The organism is Salipiger sp. D13, assembly GCF_003703915.1.
Classification (GTDB): Bacteria; Pseudomonadota; Alphaproteobacteria; order Rhodobacterales; family Rhodobacteraceae; genus Salipiger; species Salipiger profundus.
Window position 1 is genome coordinate 880,050 of the sequence record NZ_ML112590.1, and the last position, 19,951, is coordinate 900,000.

Consider the following 19,951-nt stretch of genomic DNA (forward strand, 5'->3'; position numbering starts at 1 on the left):
TTTCAGCCAGAAGATGCATCACGCGCCCCGTGCCGCGATGCGGTCGCGAAGGTCCTGCGGCGGCTCGAGGGTCTGGGCGGAATAGGTGCCGTAGACCTCCATCGTGACGCTGTTGCGCGCCGCCAGGAACCACTTGCCGCAGCCGTAGGCATGGCGCCAGCGCTCGAACACGACACCCTTGGGGTTGTCGCGCGTGAACAGGTAGTCCTCGAGCGCGGCGTCGGCGCTGCCGGGGCCCTCGCGTTTCAGGTGGGCCTCGCCGCCCGGGGCAAGCTCGATCTCGGCGGCATCCGCGCCGCAGCAGGGACAATGCAGGGTCAGCACGAGGCGGCTCCTTGTGGCTGGGCGACCCGCGCGTCGCGGGCCGGCGTGAGGGGGGGCGCGAAGGATGCATTTGCAGCATCCCGTTCGTCGGCTGCCGACGCCGCGCTCACGGGCGGACGCAGCTGCGCAAATTTGCGGCAAACGGCGGCGGTGCCTGCGAATTTCGCCGCGGAGTGACGGCGGTTAACGGGCGATGCGCCCGACGGCCCTACCCTCGGTGAAAGGCAACGAGAAGGATGAACGAGGCCATGAGCAGGCTCCTGACACTCACACTGACCAGCCACCGCGGCCGGGCATACCCGGTCGAGCTGTTCACCCCGGACACGCCGTTCACCGACAGCGGCGCGGTCTACCTGTTCCTGCGGATGCCCGAGGGGCGTTCGCTGCAGGCACAGGTGCTCTACGTCGGCGAGACCGACGCGCTCGGCACGCAGCTGGCCGAAGACCGGCGCCCCGGCGGCCCCTGGGAGCGTGCCGTGGCGATGGGCTGCGACACGATCGGCGGGCTGGCGCTCGCCCGCCCGGAGGACCGGGCGATGATCGCGGCAGAGTTCATCCACAGCTGGCATCCGCCCTGCAACGAGTGCCACGGCGCGCTGACCGGGCTCATCGGCCTTGCCGCACCTGCCCCCGTCCTGATGAAGCGGGCGATGGTCGGCAAGTGAACCCCGGGCAGCGGGCGCGCGACTGACCTGCGCGCGCCTCAATGCGCCACCCCCGCCGCGACGCTTTCGTCGATGAAGCGGCCTTCGCGGAAGCGGTTGAGGCCGAACTCTTCGGTGAGCGGCGAATAGCCCTTGGCCATGAGCTCGGCGAAGCCCCAGCCCGAGCCGGGGATGGCCTTGAAGCCCCCCGTCCCCCATCCGCAGTTGATGAAGCAGCCGTCGAGCGGCGTCTTCGACAGGATCGGCGAGCGGTCGCCCGTCACGTCGACGATGCCGGCCCACTGCCGCAGCATCTTGAGCCGCGAGATCATCGGGAAGGTCTCGACCAGCGCACGCACGGTTTCCTCGATGTGCTGGTAGCTGCCGCGCTGGGCATAGTTGATGTAGCCGTCGGTGCCGCCGCCGATCACCATCTCGCCCTTGTCGGACTGGCTCATGTAGCCGTGCACGGTGTTGGCCATGACGACCACGTCCATGCAGGGCTTGATCGGCTCCGACACCAGCGCCTGCAGCGACACCGATTCCAGCGGCAGGCGGAAGCCTGCCTTCTCGGCCATGACGCCCGAGTGCCCCGCCACAACGATGCCCAGCTTGTCGCAGGCGATCTCGCCCAGCGTCGTGTCGACGCCGGTGACCCGGCCGCCCTCGCGGCGCACCGCGGTGACCTCGCACTGCTGGATGATGTCCATGCCCATCTCGGAGCAGGCCCGCGCGTAGCCCCAGGCCACGGCATCGTGCCGCGCGGTGCCACCGCGCGCCTGCCAGAGCGCCCCCAGCACCGGGTAGCGCGGCCCGTCGATGTTCATGATCGGGCAGAGCCGCTTGACCTCGCGCGGCGAGATCATCTCGGTGTCGATCCCCTGAAGCCGGTTGGCGTGCACCGTGCGCTGGTAGCCGCGCAGCTCGTGCTCGGTCTGCGCCAGCATCATCACGCCGCGCGGCGAGAACATCACGTTGTAGTTGAGATCCTGGCTCAGGTCTTCGTATAGCGAGCGCGCCTTCTCGTAGAGCGCCGCCGAGGGATCCTGCAGGTAGTTCGAGCGGATGATCGTGGTGTTGCGGCCGGTGTTGCCGCCGCCCAGCCAGCCCTTCTCGATGATCGCGACATTGGTGATGCCGAAGTTCTTGCCAAGGTAATAGGCCGTGGCAAGCCCGTGACCGCCAGCGCCGACGATGACGACGTCATAGCGTGATTTCGGTTTCGGCTTCCCCCAGGCACGGCCCCAGCCGGTGTGGTAGCGGAACGCCTCGCGGGCGACGGCAAAAGCGGAATAACGTTTCATCGGGCCTCGAATCCGGGACAGGCATCTGCCTCAATCTCATGGACCTGAACACGCAACGCGCCGCGACCGCAACCGTCACAATTCGGCCCGTAAACGACATGGCCATTCGGTCGCGCCCCTTTGGTCTTTTTTCCGCGGCCCCGCGCCTATACATGGGGCCAAAAGGGACGGAGACAGCATGACCCTCTTCTGGATCATCGCGGGCGCGGCGGCGCTCGTCGTGACGACGCTTCTTGTATTGGCACTGATGCGCGGCAGGCGGGAAACCGGCCCGGCCGAGGCCTACGACCTCAAGGTCTACCGCGACCAGCTCCGCGAGATCGACCGGGACGCGACGCGCGGCACGATCCCTCCGGAAGAGGCAGACAGGCTCCGGACCGAGGTGTCGCGCCGCATTCTCGCCGCCGATGCCAAGCTGCAAGGCGACGCCGCGGCCGGCACCCAGGGCAGGACCTCGTCGGGGATCATGGCCGGGTTGATCGCCCTCGTCCTCTTCGGCGGTGCCTTCGGGCTCTACCTCACGCTCGGCGCGCCCGGCTACGGCGACCTCGGGCTGCAGGACCGTATCGCCGCCGCGCGCGACATGCGCGCCAACCGCCCTTCGCAGGCCGAGGTCGAGGCACAGGTGCCCGCACAGCCGCCGACGGACGCGCCGGACGACTACCTCAGCCTCGTCGAGCGCCTGCGCACCGCCGTCACCGAGCGCCCCGACGACCTGCAGGGGCACATCCTGCTCGCCCGTTCCGAGGCCGCGCTCGGCAACTATCCCGCCGCCTACGCGGCGCAGCGCAAGCTGATCGAGCTCAAGGGCGACGCCGCCACCGCGAAGGATTACGCAGACCTTGCCGACATGCTGGTGCTGGCCGCCGGCGGATATGTCTCGCCCGAGGCCGAACGCATCATCGACGAGGTCATGGCCCGCGATCCGTCGAACGGAGTGGCCCGCTACTACGGCGGCCTGATGATGGCGCAGACCGGCCGCCCCGACGCCGGCTTCCGGATCTGGGACACGCTGCTGCGCGAAAGCGCCCCGTCCGACCTATGGGTGGCGCCGATCCGCGACCAGATCCCCGACCTCGCCCGCGCCGCCGGCGTCAACGACTATGCCCTGCCCGAGGCGCTGACGTCGCCGTCGGCCCCGCCCCTCGCGGGCCCGGACGCCGCCGACGTCGAGGCCGCCTCCGAGATGAGCGACGCCGACCGCCAGCAGATGATCCAGGGCATGGTCGAGCGCCTCGGCAACCGGCTCGCGACCGAGGGCGGCTCGCCGCAGGAATGGGCGCAGCTTCTCGGCGCGCTCGGCGTGCTGGGCGAAACCGACCGCGCCCGAGAGATCTGGACCGAGGCACAGGGCGTCTTCGAGGGCAACGCCGAGGCGCTGGCGGTGGTCCGCGGCGGCGCCGAACGCGCGGGGGTCGCGGAATGACCCCCGGCGCGCCACGCAGGCCCCTTCTTCTCTTTGAAAAATACCGCGGGGGAGTCCGCGCGCCCCGCGCGGACGGGGGCAGAGCCCCCGCCACCACGCCGGAGGCCCCGCGATGATCCATGAAAACATCACCGACTTCGCCGCAGCGCTGTCTCCCATGGCCGCGCTGGCCGGGCTCGACCTCGGCACCAAGACCATCGGCGTCGCCCTGTCGGACCGCATGCTCACCGTGGCGACGCCCACGGAAACCATCAAGCGCAAGAAGTTCACCGCCGACGCCGAGCGCCTCGTGGCCCTCCTCAAGGACCGCGAGATCGGCGGCATCGTGCTCGGCCTGCCCCGCAACATGGACGGCTCCGAGGGCCCGCGCTGCCAATCCACCCGTGCCTTTGCCCGCAACTTCTCGCGGCTCTGGGACGGGCCGATCACCTACTGGGACGAACGGCTCTCGACCGTCGCCGCCGAGCGCGCCCTGCTCGAGGCCGACACCTCGCGCGCCAAACGCGCCGAGCTGATCGACCACGTGGCCGCATCCTACATCCTGCAGGGGGCGCTCGACCGGCTGCGCCACCTGAAAGGCGCCTGACCATGACCGACGAGATCTGGAAACGCGACGAGATCGAGAGCCCCTGCATCAAGATCTGCGTCATCCATCCCGAGGCGCGGCTCTGCACCGGCTGCCTGCGCTCGATCGACGAGATCACCCAGTGGTCGCGCATGAGTGCCGAGGAGCGCCGCGCCGTGATGGCCGAACTCCCCGAGCGCGCGCCGCAGATCCGGAAGCGCCGCGGCGGACGCCAGGGTCGGCAAGCCCGCCGCCCGGACTGACGTTGCCCTGACGCACTCAGGACCGGTCCGGTTCGCTACACTGACTGCCGATGTCTTCTGCGGGCGCCGCAGGTCGCTTTCTTCCGATTGCCATGCCGCCGAAAGCATCAGATCATATGCATCATGGCGCGGCGATCTCCTCAGAAGAACGATTTGCGCAGCATGTTCGTCGCGACCACGAGGATGAAGAGCGCGAAAGCCCGGCGCAGCGTCTTCTCGTCGACCGAATGGGCCAGCTTCGCCCCCAGCGGCGCGGTGATGAGCGTCATCGAGATGGCGATCACGAAGGCGCCGAGGTTCACCGACCCCAGCGTCATCGGCGGTCGGACCTCGAGCGGTACCGGCACGAAGAGGAACGCCACGACCGACGGCAGCGCGATCAGCAGGCCGAACCCGGCAGCGGTCGCCACGGAGCGGTGGATCGGCACCGAACTCAGCGTCATCAGCGGCACGGCGAAGCTGCCGCCCCCGATCCCCATCAGCACCGACAGGAAGCCGATCAGCGAGGACAGGACCGCGCGCAGCCAGCCGGTCGGCATCGCATCGGCCAGCCGCCACGACCGCTTGCCGAAGGCGAAGTACAGCCCGATGAAGATCGCGATACAGCCGAAGAGCGCCTGCAGGAAGTCCGAGCGCAGCTGCGCGGTCGTGAGCACGCCCACCAGCGCGCCCAGCCCGATGCCCGGCGCCCAGGCTTTCAGGATCGGCCATTCCACCGCGCCCTTGCGGTGATGCGACAGCACGGAGCGGATCGAGGTCACGATGATGGTCGCAAGCGAGGTCGCAAGGCAGATCTGCATGAGCTGCGGGCTGTCGTATCCGAGGGTCTCGAAGGTGAAGAGAAAGGCAGGCACCAGCACGATGCCGCCGCCCACCCCGAGCAGTCCCGCGATCAGCCCGGCAAAGGCGCTGGTGACGACGAGCAGCCCGACGAGGGGCAGAAGCGTGGCGAGATCGAACATGCGGCATCCTCGGCTGGGTATGGTTGCCGCTTAGACCCGGACCTACCGGGGTGCAAGGCCGAGGCCTGCGCGTGTCGGCTCAGGCCGCTTCGGTGAGCCGCTCCAGCGCCGCCTCGACGACCTCCGGCCCGGCGCCGTCGCGGGTTGCCTGTTCCGACAGCACCCGGCGCCAGCCCCGGGCACCAGGCCGCCCGGCGAAGAGCCCGAGCATGTGCCGCGTGACCTGGTGCAGCCTGCCGCCATCGGACAGGTGGCGCTCGATGTAGGGCAGCATCGCCCGCGCGATATCCTCGGGGTCGGACACCGGGGCGGCGCGCCCGTAAATCCGTTCATCCGCCCCGGCAAGGATCTCCCAGGGCCGGTGATAGGCGGCGCGGCCGATCATCACGCCGTCGAGCCCCGCCGCGAGCAGGGCCTCGGCCTCGGCAAGGGTCTCGACCCCGCCGTTGAGCGACACGTGCAGATGCGGAAACGCCGCCTTCATCTGGTGTACGAGATCGTAGTCGAGCGGCGGGATGTCGCGGTTTTCCTTGGGGCTGAGGCCCTGCAGCCAGGCCTTCCGGGCGTGGATCACCACGCGCCGGCAGCCGGTGGCCGAGACCTTTTCGAGGAAGGCCGGCAGCGTGTCGCGAGGCTCCTGCTCGTCGACCCCGAGCCGGCATTTCACCGTCACCTCGATATCGACGGCCTCGCGCATGGCGGCAACGCAGTCGGCCACGAGATCGGGACTCTTCATCAGAACCGCTCCGAACGTGCCGGATTGCACACGATCCGACGGGCAGCCGCAGTTGAGGTCGATCTGGTCATAGCCGGCCTCGGCGCCCAGCCGGGCGGCCTCGGCCAGCTCCTGCGGGTCCGAGCCGCCGAGCTGCAACGCAACCGGGTGTTCCTCGGGGTTGTAGCCGAGCAGATGCACCGCCCCGCCCCGCACCAGCGCGGGTGCCGTGACCATCTCGGTAAAGAGCAACGTCTCGCGCGAGAGCAGACGATGCAGGTATCGGCAGTGCCGGTCGGTCCAATCCATCATCGGCGCAACGGACAGGCGCGAAGCTCTTGATATGTCTTGCTTTTTATATTTTTCAGCCACTTACAGGCACCTACAGTTCGTCTCGTTTCCGCTCATCATGGACCAAACCCGTCGATTTTGACACTGGATTTGGTCCCGTGGACCAAATACAATTTCGTGGACCAAATGGGGAGACCATCATGGGCTCGATCACCACACGCAAACGCAAGGATGGAAGTCACAGCTACAGGGCACGTGTACGAGTGATGCGCGAGGGCACCGTCTATCACGAGACGAAGACTTTTGACAGACGCCCAGCTGCGGCCGCCTGGATAAAGAAACGCGAGAAAGAGCTAGCAAAACCTGGTGCGCTGGAAGAGTTGAGCGTATGCGACCCTCCGCTGTCCAAAGCGATCGAGCGCTATACTGAAGAAGCCGTGAAGGACATCGGTCGCACAAAAGCCCAGGTCCTCAGGACCATCGTCACCTACCCGATCGCCGATCTGCCCTGCTCCACCGTCAAGTCGAAGGATGTCATCGAGTTCCTTCAGTCTCTGCCCGGACAACCGCAAACCGTCGGGAACTACGCGAGCCATCTCGCCTCGATATTCGCCATAGCTCGACCGATGTGGGATTTCCGACTGGATGACCGGGAGATGAGAGACGCGATCACCGTCGCGCGCCGTATGGGGATCATCTCCCGTTCCGCGCAGCGTAACCGCAGGCCCACCCTCGATGAACTCGACCGGCTGCTGGCCCATTTCATTGATCGGCGCCAGAGAACACCTCAAGCCATGCCCATGCACAAGGTGATCGTTTTCGCTCTCTTCTCGACGCGCCGACAGGCAGAGATCACCCGGCTCACCTGGGATGACTTCCAGAACGAGCACAAGCGCATCCTGGTCCGTGACATGAAGCATCCCGGCGAAAAGCTCGGAAACGATACCTGGGTCGATTTGCCCGAGGAGGCCATTCGGATCATCGACAGCATGCGCAACAGCAAAGCTGAGATCTTCCCCTACTCTCCGGACGCAATCACGGCCAACTTTACCCGCGCTTGCAAGCTGCTCGGGATCGACGATCTGCATTTCCACGATCTACGCCATGAGGGCATCTCGCGCTTGTTTGAGATGGGTTGGAACATTCCCCACGTCGCAGCTGTCAGTGGGCACAGGTCATGGGTCAGCCTCAAACGCTATACACACATCCGCGAAACCGGCGACAAGTATGCAAGCTGGCCTGGAATTCAACTCGCCATCGGCAACGAATGATCCACCGACCAGTCCTTAGCTCTCGCCCAGAACTTCGCGATTACGGTCTATGACCTAGACTCTGATCCGAATTATCGGAACTGACGCCCAACGATCCCGACAAGCTTTCTAAGCCTTCATCACAAGCCGGATTTGAGCCGTTCAAAGACCAACTTCGTCGTGCTCGGTGAGGCATTCGGAGTGGTCACGCAACACCTCAAGGACACGGCAATCGGCGGTTCGTCCACCACTGCACTCATGAACCATTCGTTCCAGCTCGGTACGGAGCGCCTCTAGTCGGCTCAACCGTTGCTCCACTTGCTTAAGCTGCCGACGCGCAATGGCATCAGCGTCGGCGCAGGATGTCCCAGGATTGTCGCTCAAATTCAGAAGTTCACGAATAGCGTCAAGCGAGAAACCCAGTTGCCGAGCGTGTCGAACAAATGACAGCCTATCTAGTTCAGCATCTCCGTAGCGGCGTTGACCGCCTTCGGTTCTGCCTGGCTCGGGCATCAACCCTATCTGCTCGTAGTAGCGGATCGTCTGGACCTTTGTCCCGGTTTTTCTCGCCATCGCTCCAATTGTCAGCATCTTACCCGACCTCATACCTACAGCCAGTGTAGCTTTGCGCCAGATCGAAGACAAGTCTGAACCGTCATTCACAGTTCAGTGAAGCTGATCCTTTCGACGTCATCTTGGCTTGAAGCTATAGCTGCTAGAGGTCGTACACGAAGCCCGAGCAAACAATCGGAATCGGGCGAAGCAGTGTGAATCTTTCCAACTTCCAGAAAATACTGTGGGCGATGGCGGCCACGGCAGCACTTCTGTACATCGGTTTGCTACTGCGGCCTGACGCTGTCTCCGAAAACGAGCGGACTGCCAACGATAGCCCGTTTTTCGCGGAATTCGAGCTGACGGATCATCGTGGCATGGTCCAAACACAGCGTGACTTTTCCGGCCGCTGGATGCTGATTTTCTTCGGATTCACAAATTGCCCGGACATTTGTCCGACAACACTCTCCGAGGTCGCCGCCGTAATGGAGGGACTGCGCGGCGAGGCAGAAAAGGTCCAGCCCATTTTCATTACAATAGACCCCGAACGTGATAGTCCGATGGTACTCTCCCAATACGTGGAGCAATTCGAAGCAGGTATAATTGGTCTGACTGGCACGGCTAACCAGATGGCTGCGATATCTGATAGCTTCCCCATATTTTTTGAAAGGAACGAGGAGGCATCCGCTCCGGGGGGCTACACAATGAGCCATACCTCGAACTTGTTCCTATTTGACCCACAGGCGGGTTACTCAACCTCGTGGCCCTACGGCACGTCCGCTGAAGAGATCCTTGCTGATCTGCAGGAAAGGATCTGACCGACATGAAACGCATTCCCGGAGACATGGCCATCGGGCTGGCCTGGACCGTCGCCACGTCCGCCTCGTTGGCGGTTCTTTTCATCGGCGAAGTGCTCGGCCAATCGCCCTGTCTGCTCTGCTGGTTTCAACGCGCCTTCATGTTTCCGCTGGCGATCATCCTCGGGCTCGGGCTGTGGTGGAGTGACCATGGCGTCGGGCGCTACGGGATCGCGCTCGCCTTAGGCGGCGCGGCCGTGGCGGTCTGGCATTTGGGCCTCTATGCGGGCCTGGTCCCCGAGCAAATTCAGCCCTGCACCGCGACCGGCCCCTCCTGCACCGACGACAACCAGCTGGTCTTCGGAATTCCGATTCCGCTGATGGCTTTGGTCGCCTTCACCGTGATTGGAGCGCTCTCCGCCCTCTCCCTGAAGGAACCGCAAGAATGAACAGACGTGCCCTGATCCTCTCCGTGCTCACCTTTGGTCTAGCAGGGTTTGGCGCAGCATCCTGGTATGTGACCCGCCCTTCTCCGGCCCCCGTGGGAGAGGCCGTCGCGCCGGAACTGTCCGATGCGCTGATCCGGTCCTACTCGCCGATCCTCGGGTCGGAAACCGCACCTGTAACGATTGTCGAATTCTTCGACCCGGCCTGCGAGGCTTGTCGGGCCTTTTATCCGGTGGTCAAGAACATCATGTCCGAACACGGCGACACCGTGCGCGTGGTGATCCGTTACACGCCATTCCATGGTGAGGCGTCAGAAGAGGCCATCCGGGTGCTCGAGGCGGCTCGCATGCAGGACGTCTTCGAACCCGTGCTCGAAGCCGTCCTGCGCGAGCAGCCGCGTTGGGCCTCTCATGGGGCGCCAGAACCGGGTCTGATCCTCGATATCGCCGCCTCCGCCGGACTGGCCGTCGAGGAGGCGCGCGACCAGTTGCTCTTTCCAGGGACGACGGCCGTTCTCAACCAAGATCGCGCGGATGTCGAAGCCATGGGCGTAAGCCAGACACCAACCTTCTTCGTGAACGGCCGCCCGCTGAACCCGTTCGGGGAGGCCGAACTGCGACGCGTTGTTGCGGCCGAAGTGGCCGCCGCGCGGAGCTGAATACATATGACGATCGGAAAGCGCTTATGAAAAGACGAACTATCATTGCAGCATTGATTCCTATCGTGATTTTTGCAGGTTTCTCAGCGCCCAGCCAAGCAGATTCCCAAGAGATTCTGGTTGATGATGTCTGGGCACGAGCGTCAATCGGCATGAGCCGACCTGGGGCCGTCTACCTCACCATCAGAAATACGGGGGGCAAGGTCGTCACGTTGGTTGGGATCGAAACCCAGATAGCAGATAGAGCGGAAGTCCACCGCACCGCAACCGACGCAAATGGCGTGTCGTCGATGGCCTACGTCGGTGACCTTTCCATTGCGCCAGGTCGCGAGGTCGAACTGAAACCGGGTGGCTTGCACATCATGCTGATGGGATTGAAAGAGCCGATGCTGGAAGGCAGCAGAATAAAGCTCGAATTAATCTTCGACGACGGCGGTCGGATTCCGGTCGCTGTAAGTGTAAGAGGTATCGCGGCCACCGGTCCTCGAAGCTGATGCGGCGACGGGCAATCTTGAGTTATTGTACTGCGGGCGTTGGGGCACTTGTTCTCGCGCTTTTCGTAGGTTGGTGGCGAGTGGACGGGCCAGGCGCACCAGAGCCCGAGGGTCCGCTTCCCCTGCCGCTGTCCGCTATGAGCTTCCGCCTAACCGACCACGAGGGCAACGAGGTCGGGCCGGAAACCCTGATCGGGCGCCCTTCAATGGTGTTCTTCGGCTTTACTTACTGCCCGGACGTCTGCCCGACCACGCTTTCGGACATCTCGGGCTGGCTGGACGACCTGGGCGACGACGCCACGGAAATGAATGTGGTCTTTATCACCGTCGATCCTGCGCGAGACACTGTCGAAACGATGGAAGAGTATGTCAGCTATTTCCATTCAGCTATCCGCGGATGGACCGGGTCCGAAGAGCAGATCGCACAAGTCGTGCGCGGTTTCCGTGCAAGTTACGAGCGCGTACCGACCGAAAGCGGCGATTACACGATGAACCACACCGCGAGTGTCTACCTGTTCGCTCGTTCGGGCCGGTTCGTCTCCATGATCGACAATCACGAACCAAGAGAATTCGCCGTGCCGAAAATTCGGCGTGCACTTGAAGAAGAAACTTAGGGGGACAACATGAAGTTTGGAATATTCGCGGCAAGTTTCACAGGCTTAGCGGCATTGTCCGCTGGGGGACTTGCATTATCCTGGGAATGGCCGAGCGATCCGGTTCCTCCGGCGCTCGCCGCAGCTAGCGCGTGGTCTCCGCCGGCGTTGCAAGTTCCCATGGTTTTGGAAGCCGCCTTTCCGACACAGGGACAGCCAGGTATCGAAAGAATTCCTGAATTCAAACCCTTGCCGCTCCTGCAGGAGATCGCGGCCAGCGACACTGCATTGCCGGAGATTGAACCCGTTCTGACGAGATGGTCGCGCGAAATCGCGCCTGGCGAAACCCTCGATGCAATCCTGGCGGAGGCCGGCCTCGCGGCAAACACCCGGGCAGAAGTCGCCCTGGCAATCGGTGCTGAATATGACCTGCGGCGCCTTCGGCCCGGACATTCCATCACCCTCATCTCGACCGCAGATGGCGCTGCGCGCTCGGTATCGCTTACCGTCGGAGACGGTGTTCGGATTGAGGCCACCTTCGGTGAAGAGCTGTCTACATCAGTCGTTTCACCTGAACCCGAAATCGTAACCCTCGCGGGTGAGGCGGTGATCGGCAGTTCACTCTTCGCCGCCCTCGAAGAGGCCGACATGCCCGCCCGGTTTGCCGTGGACCTTGCGCAAATGCTAGGCGGAACTGTGGATTTCCGTCGTGACATGTCGGGCGGCGAAAAACTGCAACTTCTTTGGAGAGAGGCCCGGCTTGGAAACGAAAGAATCGGGCAGCCTGACCTGGCATTCGCTGCTCTGGAGATCGGCGGAGCCCTCTACGAAATCGTCTGGCCGGATAGCGGAAGCGGTCAGGCGACGATCTATGTGGATGGTGAGGTCTTGCGGGTCTTTGCACAACCGGTCGAAGGTGCGCGCCTCAGTTCTGTGTTTGGACGTCGCACACACCCGGTCTATGGCAATGTTCGAATGCACACTGGAGTCGACTTCGCGGCGGCGGGTGGAACTCCGGTCCATGCGACAGCCCCCGGTCAAATCAGCTTCATCGGCTGGCGGAATGGGTACGGCCGCGTCGTCGAACTCTCTCACGGCTCGGACACCATGACGAGATACGCACATCTCAGCTCGACCCCCGACGAGCTAACTCAAGGCCAGCGCGTGGCGGCGGGGGACATGATTGGTCGCGTCGGCGCCACGGGTACGGCAACTGGGCCCAATCTTCACTACGAGGTTCTCGTCGAAGGTCGCCCAACAGATCCTCTCACCGATGAACGTCTCGCCAGTGCAACAGAGCGCCAGACGGATGACACCGCGTTGTCGCGACTTGCTGAGGCACGCGCCCTTATGGCCGCCAGCCTGGACCGCGAGATCGCCCTGCAAACAACTGAAAGCCTATGATCCATGAAACGACTGAAACATACACTTGTTCTCGCAATCTCACTGCTTCCGGCTGCCCAGGCGATCGCGGAAGTTACACCAATCGAGGTTCGCAAGACGAACGGCTGCGGTTGCTGCCTGTCGTGGATGAACCATCTCAAAGAGAACGGTTTTGCGCCCACCGGCGAGGACGTGTTTGGCGGGCTGCTTGTTCGTTTCAAGCTCGAGATGGGTGTGCCGCAGCGCATGGTCTCCTGCCATACTGGCCTAGTGGACGGTTATGTGATCGAAGGGCATGTACCGGCCTCCGACATCCGTCGTCTTCTCGATGAACGCCCTGATGCAATCGGTCTTGCGGTGCCCGGCATGCCTTACGGTTCACCGGGCATGGGCCCCGAGGAAGACCGGGAAGCCTACGATGTCTTTCTCATCCGGCAGGACGGATCGACCGAGATCTATGCGAGTTATCCAGAAGGGTGAGCAAGCTCCGAAATGGAAACGTCTCCCCCGGTAGTGCTCAGCTTTCTCGGAAGCTTTGCCACCTGTATGCTGACAGCCCTTGGGGCGGCTCCAGTCCTGTGCGGACATATTCCTTCCAGATCGATGCGCGACTCCGTTCTCTGCGTTTCAGTAGGCGTAATGCTCGCGACCCTACTAGTATCCATGACTTTTCTGGCCCTAGACGGAGCCAAAGGATTGTTCGAATATGGCGCTGCCCCTGCCGCTATAGTCTGCTTCGCCGTCTTTCTTGGCTTGAGTGAAGTAGCCCAGATAAACCAAAGGATACCCAGCGAGCGGCTAAATCCGCACTCCAAAACATCTGATGGCGCAACGCTTTGCCGTGTCTGGATCTTTATCTTCGCGATCACAGTCCATAATTTCCCCGAAGGGTTTGCATTGGGAATTGGGATTGCGGCCGATGGGATGTCGGGCGGTATACCGCTCGGTATTGGAATTGGATTGCAGAACGCGGCTGAAGGGCTAGCGGTGGCAGCCGCACTCCTCGGAGAGGGGTATTCTAAGCATCACGCTTGGTTAATCGCTGCTTTGACCGGGCTCATCGAACCGGTTGGCGGCCTTTTTGGTGCTGCCATGATTAATTCTTCGGTAGGCTATCTTCAATGGGGCGTGGCTCTCGCGGCGGGCGCAACACTCTTTGTTAGCAGCCATGAGATCATCCCTAGTAGCCACCGAAAAGGGCGCCAAAACAGAGCAGTCCTCGGCCTGGCAATTGGCTTGGTCATAATGCTTTTTCTCGACGCTAGGCTAAGGTGAGGCGATGTCTGCCGAAATGAAAACGTTAGCAATCGGCACGCTTGCCATATTCATTTCTTTCGCCGTAGATCAGATCACAAAAGCCATCGTGGTTGCCAATGCGGAAGCCCTGCGCAATGGCTTCCCGATCGTACCTGGGTTCAATCTCACGTACTTTCGTAATGACGGCGTGACCTTCGGCCTTCTCAGCGGCACACCATGGTGGGTCCTGGCGGCGCTGGCCTTTGCCGTCTGCGTCTGGTTCACGTTCATGATGTGTCAAGCTGCCAACAGAGTCGAAGCCGTCGCATACGGCGCGATCATAGGAGGCGCTTTCGGCAACGTAACGGATCGCCTGCGTTTTCAGGGGGTCACGGATTTCCTCGATTTCTATGTGAGCACCGCCCATTGGCCCGCCTTCAACATAGCCGATGTGTTTGTGGTATGTGGCGTCGGATTGCTCCTCGTTGGGCCGAAGATCCAGCAAGCACACCGGACTGGTCCATGAGGTCGCCTTTGCCTTTTTACAGAGGCTGGGTGACTTCCTTGCCGTCTCGCGCCATTGTCGCGACCGCAGCAGGAGCGATGACCGTTCTGTCGCTTCCGCCCTTCTCGATCATTCTGCTCGTGCCCGTATCCTTTTCAGTGCTGCTTCTTCTGCTGCGCGCTGGCTCCGTCGGGGCAGCCGCACTGGTCGGGTGGGCCTTTGGTCTCGGTCAGTTCGGCTTTGGCCTCTCATGGATCTCCGAGAGCTTCTATGTGGACCCCGATAAATTTGGGGCGCTGGCGATCCCGGCCGTTGCGGCACTGGCCGCCGGTCTGGCCACCTTTCCGGCCTTGGCGGCGGCGCTGTTTTCCAGCACTAAGTCCCGCTTTGCGGTCACCGGCGTAACGACCTGCCTGCTATTCGCAACCTCCTGGACGGCGGCAGAGTGGCTGCGCGGGCACGTCTTCACGGGATTTCCCTGGAACCTCACCGCCTACGCCCTTGTTGACTACCCGACACTGAGGCAGCCGGCCGCATGGATCGGCAGCTATGGGCTGGGCTTTCTTTTAGTCCTGGCCGGAACGCTGCCGGCCGCGGCCCTGGTGACGGAGAGACGGCGGCGCTGGGTCCCCGCTAGTCTGTTCGCGGCCGTGATCGCGACGACATGGACCGTAGGCCAAGGCCGACTCGGGTTAGAGCCGAGACCTGCGCCCGGAGTCGATGTGCGCATAGTTCAAGGCAACGTGCCGCAAAGGGAGAAGTGGGCGCCCGAACAGCGAGACGAAACCTTAACGCGCTATCTGGCCCTCTCGAGCGGTCCCGGCGAGGTGGATGTGCTCCTGTGGCCGGAAACCGCCTTTCCGGGCTTTCTCGATGAGGATCTGGGGGCGCGATCTCGCATTGCCGCCATCTTGCAGGACGGCGCTTTGCTTCTGACCGGCGTCCCGGACCGCACGCGAAAGGACCAAGAAACGCTCTATTTCAACACCGTCCAAGCTTACAATCAAACCGGAGACATTCTGACCGGCTATGCAAAGCACCATCTCGTTCCATTCGGCGAGTATGTCCCCTTCCGCGGCTGGCTTAAGCTCGACCGGATCACCCAAGGCCTGGGAGACTTTACGCCCGGTGCAGGACCGCGAACGCTGACCCTGCCCGGCGCTCCCCCGCTGGCCGTGGCCATCTGCTACGAGATCATCTTTCCAGGCGACGTCATCGACGATCAGCATCGGCCCGACTGGATATTCAACGCCACGAACGATGCCTGGTTCGGCACCAGTATTGGACCCGAGCAGCACCTTGCTGCGGTCCGCATGCGTGCCGTCGAAGAAGGACTTCCGATTGTGAGGGCCGCGAACACCGGCATCTCAGCGGTAATCGACGCGAAGGGCGAGCTCATTGTGAAGCTTGGCATCGAAGAGACCGGTGTCATCGATGCCGAACTTCCCGGCGCCCTCGAACCCACGCCATATGCACGGTTCGGCGACTGGATGCTCCTGGCGTTAACAGCCGTCACTTGGATCCTGTTTCTTGGCACACGGTTGTCAGGCATGCATCGGGCAAGAAATCAAAAGGCATCAGCGGAGGCAAAGTCATGTTGACGATCGCGGGTATCCTCGCAGGAGCAATTTGGGGTGGGTATCTGGCGCGTCGCCGTAAAGGAAACCGGCTGGATATCATGCAATATGCGGTCAGCTCGGGTATCGCTTTCGGCCTTCTCGCATTCATCGTGTCGCTGTTCATAATGCGTATTACTTCATAAGAGACCTCCCCTTTCTGATGCGAACTGGAACGTCAGATAAACTTACAGCCACGGGCTTTCCCTGCCATTTTCATATTGGAATTGGCTGTTTCTGGCTTGACCCAGCAGCCGATAAGCGCGTCGAACTCCGCTGTTGGGGGCTTCAAGGCAGCAGACACAGCGCGACCATTGAATACACTGCCGCGGCGGAGAGCCACATTCAGGGGGCGGTAAGGCGATGCGTTCTTCCAACTCGGTGCCAACCTTTTTCTGTTTGGGTAGCGAGGAACTCCGGCCGATTTGGCAGGCCTAGGGTTGAGAGGGCGGGATGTGCCTACTCAGGTCGGACGCATCTGGCACCAAACCAATGACAAGGAGTGAGCAGTTGTTCAACGGTCTGATCTTTTACGATCCATTCGGCTATATGATTTCGCCGATCTCATTCGCATTCATCGGCCTTGCAACATCTTTGTATCTTCGTGGCCTCAAGACAACCGCTCGCTTTGTCGGAAAGATAACGATCTGGCGTCGTGCTCTCTTCTTTGCCGGCCTTGCCATCGTCCTCGTCGCGACAAATGCGCCTCTTGCCCATTTGGGACACAGCCAATTTTCGGCACACCAGGTCGAGCATCTTTTGTTGCGCTTAGTGGGACCACTTGTCATCGCAGTGTCCCAGCCGTGGCATATCTTGAAAGCCGGGTCGAGCAGGCAATGGCGAAAAAGTCTCAGAAAGCTTGGCGGCGGGCACATTGCAAGGTTCATGACGCGCCCTGGTATTGCCACCGCTTGTCTTGTCGGATCGCTCTTCATTTGGCAGGTGCCGCAGCTATTCGCTCTCGCGCAGAAGATTGCGCTCTTAGAGATACTGGCTCATCTGTCGATGACTCTGGCGGGACTTTGGTATTTTTCAATGATGTTCGATCACCGCGACCCGCCGGAAGGAGCCCGGCGCGGGGCGCGGCTAATCTCGGGTTTCGTGGTCATCGTTTCAAACATTTTCCTGGGTTCTTTGACAACGTTCAAGGAGGTTAGCTTATATGTTCTGCGATCTTCGCCATATCATAGTGGCAGACTTGGCTCCCTGGTGGACGAGACGGTCGGCGGATACATGATTTGGATTCCCTCCTCGATGGTCTTGATTGTGGCGATCATTCTCGTGATGAATGGCTGGAACGCAGCGGAAGAGCGGCGTTGGAACTCCCGCGGCGACTTGATGCGTAATTCGAATTCTGCGGCACTGGAGTTTCCAGAAACCGCCGCAGAGTTGCGTTTGAAAGTGAATGGGCCGAACAGAGACATGGGTCGGACTCTCGCTCTGTGCGCTTTTGCGATGTTCACGATCGTAATGGCCACAGTGGTGACGATCGTCTATGCATTCTAAGCATTGCGCACCGAGTGTCTTCACAGGTCCAGGTTTTGACGGAGAGGAACCACCTGATCGGCGCAGTTCTCGGCGAGCAGACCGATCCGAAGATGCAGACGGCTCGCTACTTGACGTCTTGAAGCTCTTTGGTGAAATGCACCGGCAAACTGACGCGGACTTCCAGCCCGCCCACATCTCGGTTGGAGAGCCGTATTTGGCCACCGTGAGACTCTACAATTCTCTTCGCTATTGCCAGTCCCAACCCCAGGCCTCCGGTCTCTCGATTGCGTGAAGCATCCAGTCGATGAAACGGAAGGAATACTCGCTCCAAGTCTTTGGCCGGGATACCGGGGCCGCTGTCGGCAATGACAATTTCGGCTGCCTGGGCATCGGACCGAACATCGACAACTGCGCAAGTGCCATAACGTATCGCGTTCTCAATCAGGTTCGTCAGAGCACGCTTCAAGGCTACGGGCCTGCAAGGCAAAATAATACCGTCCGGAATCGCCGCCGTCACATCATACTCCAACTCTGCCAAATCATCGCAAATCGCTTCAACAAGGGCACCAAGGTTCGTCATGCTAGTCGATTCGCTTTCGGTTCCCTCGCGAGCGAAGGCGAGAGTGGTCTGTAGCATCTGGTCCATTTCGGCAAGCGAACTGACGATCCGCTCCCGGACATCAGATTCGTCAATTGTCTCGGCCCTCAGCCGAGCGACCGTAAGCGGCGTTCGCAGATCATGCGAGATGGCGGCAAGCATTTGTGTGCGTTGTTCGAATTGTGAACGGATACGGAGTTGCATCTCATTGAATGCTCCTATCGCCTCACGAAGTTCGTACGGTCCGGTCAGAGGCAGGGACGGCGCCTGAACGTCTTGAGAGAATGAAGTTGCCGCGTCGGCAAAGACCCGCACCGGCAAGAGCAGCCGTCTGACTGTCCAGACGGAAAGCAGAAGGACAGCGAAAAGAAAGATTCCCGTCGTTGCGACCACTTTTGGCCATCCGGGAGCCGCCGCTAGGGGTAGCATGGTTGTGAAATCAATCCGTTCACCCGTCGGTAGCGGCACCGAAACAAGGAGCGCAGTATCCTGATCATGTCCCGTAGCCATGCGCAGCAATCGCGTTTGAAGCCATTCAACGATCGTTGCGTTGACTGACAGTTCATCCCGTGGCTTGGCCTCGCCGATTTCCACTTGGATTGGCTCATCCACGGCCGTTTGTATCCGACGCTTGAGCAGTTCGCCAAGGCGGGCAGACTGCGGGTCGTCCACCACATTAACCGAAGAAGGGGTGATAGGCACCAAGGAGACTCGAAAGCTATGACTTTCGGAGGCGCGCGCGACCAACTCGCGATCATCATCAGGTACACTTAGAATGATGTCGGAAATCGCCGCGACGAGTTGTGCGATATGTTGTTGCTCGGTCTCGTTTAGGACGACCCTGCGATGTTCCTCGAAAATTATGATTGTCAGCAAATGGGTAGCGATCAGCCCGAGTATTAACACGGCAGCTGTTTGACCGACGAGACTCTTCGGCAAGAGGCGCCTCATCCCCGGACCACCTCAGCTGAAAAGATGTATCCGCCGCCCCATACGGTCTTGATGATTTCGGGATTTTGAGGGTCTAGCTCAATCTTCCGGCGCAGGCGGCTGATTCTCGTGTCTATGCTCCGGTCAACAAAGTCGGCATCTCGACCGCGGGTCAGATCGAGCAACTGTTCCCGGGTCAGCACCGTTCCCGGTCTTTCGATAAAGACTCTCAGGAGATTGAATTCAGACGTGCTCAGGGGCACGACCACATCGGAAACGGACCTTAGCCTCCTTGCGGAAAGATCAAAGATCCAACGGTCGAAACGCCACGCTGCGACGGAAGATTTGCTTTCGCCCACGGGAAGTGCTCGTGCCCGCCTTAGAACGGCGCGGATCCGTGCGATCAGTTCCCGGCCGCCAAAGGGCTTGGCCAGGTAATCGTCCGCTCCCATTTCAAGCCCGAGCACCCGGTCGAACTCCTCTCCCCTTGCGGTAAGCATGATCACGGGCACCTCGGATTTGGCGCGAAGATCCCGGCAGAGCGTCAGCCCGTCATCGCCGGGAAGCATGAGGTCGAGAACGACAAGGTCAATCTGTTGGACTTTGAGAAGACGGCGCATCTGGACGCCGTCCGCGACGCTGCTCACACTGTATCCGGCCCGAGACAAAAGTCCGGCAACCAGCTCGCGGATCTCGTGGTGGTCATCGACGACTAGAATGTGTGCCTGATGCTCTGTCATGACCTCCTGATACCCGCGACACGACGAGGCGTCCCGAAAAAAGATGTGTCAAGGTTTTACAACTGGGCAGTTCGATAACGTTCGTCAGAAAATCCTACCCTAGCGACAAAGGAGTGAAACAACCTTCTCCTAAAGGGACTGTCAGCGCGAATGGCAACCTCACCGATGTT

General features: G+C 61.5%; 24 protein-coding genes. 17 read left to right on the forward strand and 7 right to left on the reverse strand.

Translation table 11 applies throughout. The features are described from left to right. Positions 1-18: 18 nt before the first annotated feature. Positions 19-324, reverse strand: coding sequence for a sarcosine oxidase subunit delta (locus D6860_RS04030; RefSeq protein WP_076623868.1), 306 nt, complete (start codon positions 322-324; stop codon positions 19-21). 248 nt (positions 325-572) lie between these two features. Between D6860_RS04030 and D6860_RS04035 the strand changes: the two genes are divergently transcribed. Continuing rightward, positions 573-989, forward strand: a complete 417-nt coding sequence (locus D6860_RS04035; RefSeq protein WP_076625384.1) for a GIY-YIG nuclease family protein — start codon at positions 573-575, stop codon at positions 987-989. A 38-nt stretch (positions 990-1,027) separates the two neighbouring features. Here D6860_RS04035 and D6860_RS04040 read toward each other — a convergent pair whose 3' ends face one another. Continuing rightward, the gene (locus D6860_RS04040) at positions 1,028-2,272 is read right to left on the reverse strand and encodes a sarcosine oxidase subunit beta family protein (protein ID WP_076623866.1); all 1,245 of its coding nucleotides are present in this window, start codon (positions 2,270-2,272) and stop codon (positions 1,028-1,030) included. A gap of 178 nt (positions 2,273-2,450) precedes the next feature. On the opposite strand from D6860_RS04040, the gene ccmI reads away from it, so the two are divergent. The 3 genes from ccmI to D6860_RS04055 all read left to right on the forward strand — a co-directional run bounded on the left by ccmI (position 2,451) and on the right by D6860_RS04055 (position 4,526). Continuing rightward, complete coding sequence (gene ccmI / locus D6860_RS04045) at positions 2,451-3,698, forward strand: c-type cytochrome biogenesis protein CcmI (RefSeq protein ID WP_076623864.1); 1,248 nt, start codon at positions 2,451-2,453, stop codon at positions 3,696-3,698. Between the two features lie 112 nt (positions 3,699-3,810). After that, positions 3,811-4,284, forward strand: a complete 474-nt coding sequence (gene ruvX / locus D6860_RS04050) for a Holliday junction resolvase RuvX (RefSeq protein WP_017470107.1) — start codon at positions 3,811-3,813, stop codon at positions 4,282-4,284. 2 nt (positions 4,285-4,286) lie between these two features. Further along, complete coding sequence (locus tag D6860_RS04055; protein WP_076623862.1) at positions 4,287-4,526, forward strand: DUF1289 domain-containing protein; 240 nt, start codon at positions 4,287-4,289, stop codon at positions 4,524-4,526. 140 nt (positions 4,527-4,666) lie between these two features. Here the strand turns inward: D6860_RS04055 and D6860_RS04060 are convergent, their stop codons facing one another. After that, positions 4,667-5,488, reverse strand: a complete 822-nt coding sequence (locus D6860_RS04060; protein WP_017468343.1) for a sulfite exporter TauE/SafE family protein — start codon at positions 5,486-5,488, stop codon at positions 4,667-4,669. 79 nt (positions 5,489-5,567) lie between these two features. Next, complete coding sequence (gene dusA, locus D6860_RS04065) at positions 5,568-6,575, reverse strand: tRNA dihydrouridine(20/20a) synthase DusA (protein WP_076623861.1); 1,008 nt, start codon at positions 6,573-6,575, stop codon at positions 5,568-5,570. Positions 6,576-6,694: 119 nt separating this feature from the next. Between dusA and D6860_RS04070 the strand changes: the two genes are divergently transcribed. Then, entirely contained in the window at positions 6,695-7,765 is a 1,071-nt protein-coding gene (locus D6860_RS04070) for a site-specific integrase (RefSeq protein WP_076623859.1), read from the forward strand. 141 nt (positions 7,766-7,906) lie between these two features. On the opposite strand, the gene D6860_RS04075 is transcribed toward D6860_RS04070, so the two are convergent. Then, positions 7,907-8,335 (reverse strand): MerR family transcriptional regulator, encoded by a 429-nt coding sequence (locus D6860_RS04075; RefSeq protein WP_076625383.1) that lies wholly within the window; start codon positions 8,333-8,335, stop codon positions 7,907-7,909. A 212-nt stretch (positions 8,336-8,547) separates the two neighbouring features. On the opposite strand from D6860_RS04075, the gene D6860_RS04080 reads away from it, so the two are divergent. The 12 genes from D6860_RS04080 to D6860_RS04130 all read left to right on the forward strand — a co-directional run bounded on the left by D6860_RS04080 (position 8,548) and on the right by D6860_RS04130 (position 17,531). Next, positions 8,548-9,114: an SCO family protein gene (locus D6860_RS04080; RefSeq protein WP_076623858.1), complete on the forward strand. Its 567-nt coding sequence runs from the start codon at positions 8,548-8,550 to the stop codon at positions 9,112-9,114. Positions 9,115-9,119: 5 nt separating this feature from the next. Then, positions 9,120-9,542, forward strand: coding sequence for a disulfide bond formation protein B (locus tag D6860_RS04085; RefSeq protein ID WP_076623856.1), 423 nt, complete (start codon positions 9,120-9,122; stop codon positions 9,540-9,542). After that, positions 9,539-10,198, forward strand: a complete 660-nt coding sequence (locus D6860_RS04090; RefSeq protein WP_076623854.1) for a DsbA family protein — start codon at positions 9,539-9,541, stop codon at positions 10,196-10,198. The genes D6860_RS04085 and D6860_RS04090 overlap by 4 nt, the downstream gene beginning before the upstream one ends. Positions 10,199-10,224: 26 nt before the next feature. Further along, complete coding sequence (locus D6860_RS04095) at positions 10,225-10,692, forward strand: copper chaperone PCu(A)C (protein ID WP_076623852.1); 468 nt, start codon at positions 10,225-10,227, stop codon at positions 10,690-10,692. Next, the gene (locus D6860_RS04100) at positions 10,692-11,306 is read left to right on the forward strand and encodes an SCO family protein (RefSeq protein WP_076623851.1); all 615 of its coding nucleotides are present in this window, start codon (positions 10,692-10,694) and stop codon (positions 11,304-11,306) included. The genes D6860_RS04095 and D6860_RS04100 overlap by 1 nt, the downstream gene beginning before the upstream one ends. Before the next feature lie 159 nt (positions 11,307-11,465). Next, positions 11,466-12,689, forward strand: coding sequence for a M23 family metallopeptidase (locus D6860_RS04105; protein WP_229743215.1), 1,224 nt, complete (start codon positions 11,466-11,468; stop codon positions 12,687-12,689). A 3-nt stretch (positions 12,690-12,692) separates the two neighbouring features. Then, positions 12,693-13,148, forward strand: coding sequence for a DUF411 domain-containing protein (locus D6860_RS04110; protein WP_076623848.1), 456 nt, complete (start codon positions 12,693-12,695; stop codon positions 13,146-13,148). 12 nt (positions 13,149-13,160) lie between these two features. Next, positions 13,161-13,943 (forward strand): ZIP family metal transporter, encoded by a 783-nt coding sequence (locus D6860_RS04115; RefSeq protein WP_076623847.1) that lies wholly within the window; start codon positions 13,161-13,163, stop codon positions 13,941-13,943. 4 nt (positions 13,944-13,947) lie between these two features. Beyond that, a complete protein-coding gene (gene lspA, locus D6860_RS04120; protein ID WP_229743203.1) occupies positions 13,948-14,430 on the forward strand; it encodes a signal peptidase II in 483 nt (160 codons plus the stop codon). Next, complete coding sequence (gene lnt, locus D6860_RS04125) at positions 14,427-16,010, forward strand: apolipoprotein N-acyltransferase (protein ID WP_076623845.1); 1,584 nt, start codon at positions 14,427-14,429, stop codon at positions 16,008-16,010. The genes lspA and lnt overlap by 4 nt, the downstream gene beginning before the upstream one ends. Next, positions 16,004-16,171 (forward strand): hypothetical protein, encoded by a 168-nt coding sequence (locus D6860_RS25165; protein ID WP_093411676.1) that lies wholly within the window; start codon positions 16,004-16,006, stop codon positions 16,169-16,171. Before lnt ends, D6860_RS25165 begins: the two co-directional genes overlap by 7 nt. A gap of 364 nt (positions 16,172-16,535) precedes the next feature. Further along, a complete protein-coding gene (locus tag D6860_RS04130; RefSeq protein WP_229743201.1) occupies positions 16,536-17,531 on the forward strand; it encodes a cytochrome c oxidase assembly protein in 996 nt (331 codons plus the stop codon). Between the two features lie 106 nt (positions 17,532-17,637). Here D6860_RS04130 and D6860_RS04135 read toward each other — a convergent pair whose 3' ends face one another. Together D6860_RS04135 and D6860_RS04140 are read right to left on the reverse strand one after the other, a co-directional pair. Beyond that, positions 17,638-19,050 (reverse strand): ATP-binding protein, encoded by a 1,413-nt coding sequence (locus D6860_RS04135; protein ID WP_160451346.1) that lies wholly within the window; start codon positions 19,048-19,050, stop codon positions 17,638-17,640. 8 nt (positions 19,051-19,058) lie between these two features. After that, a complete protein-coding gene (locus D6860_RS04140) occupies positions 19,059-19,781 on the reverse strand; it encodes a response regulator (RefSeq protein WP_076623841.1) in 723 nt (240 codons plus the stop codon). Between the last annotated feature and the right edge of the window lie 170 nt (positions 19,782-19,951).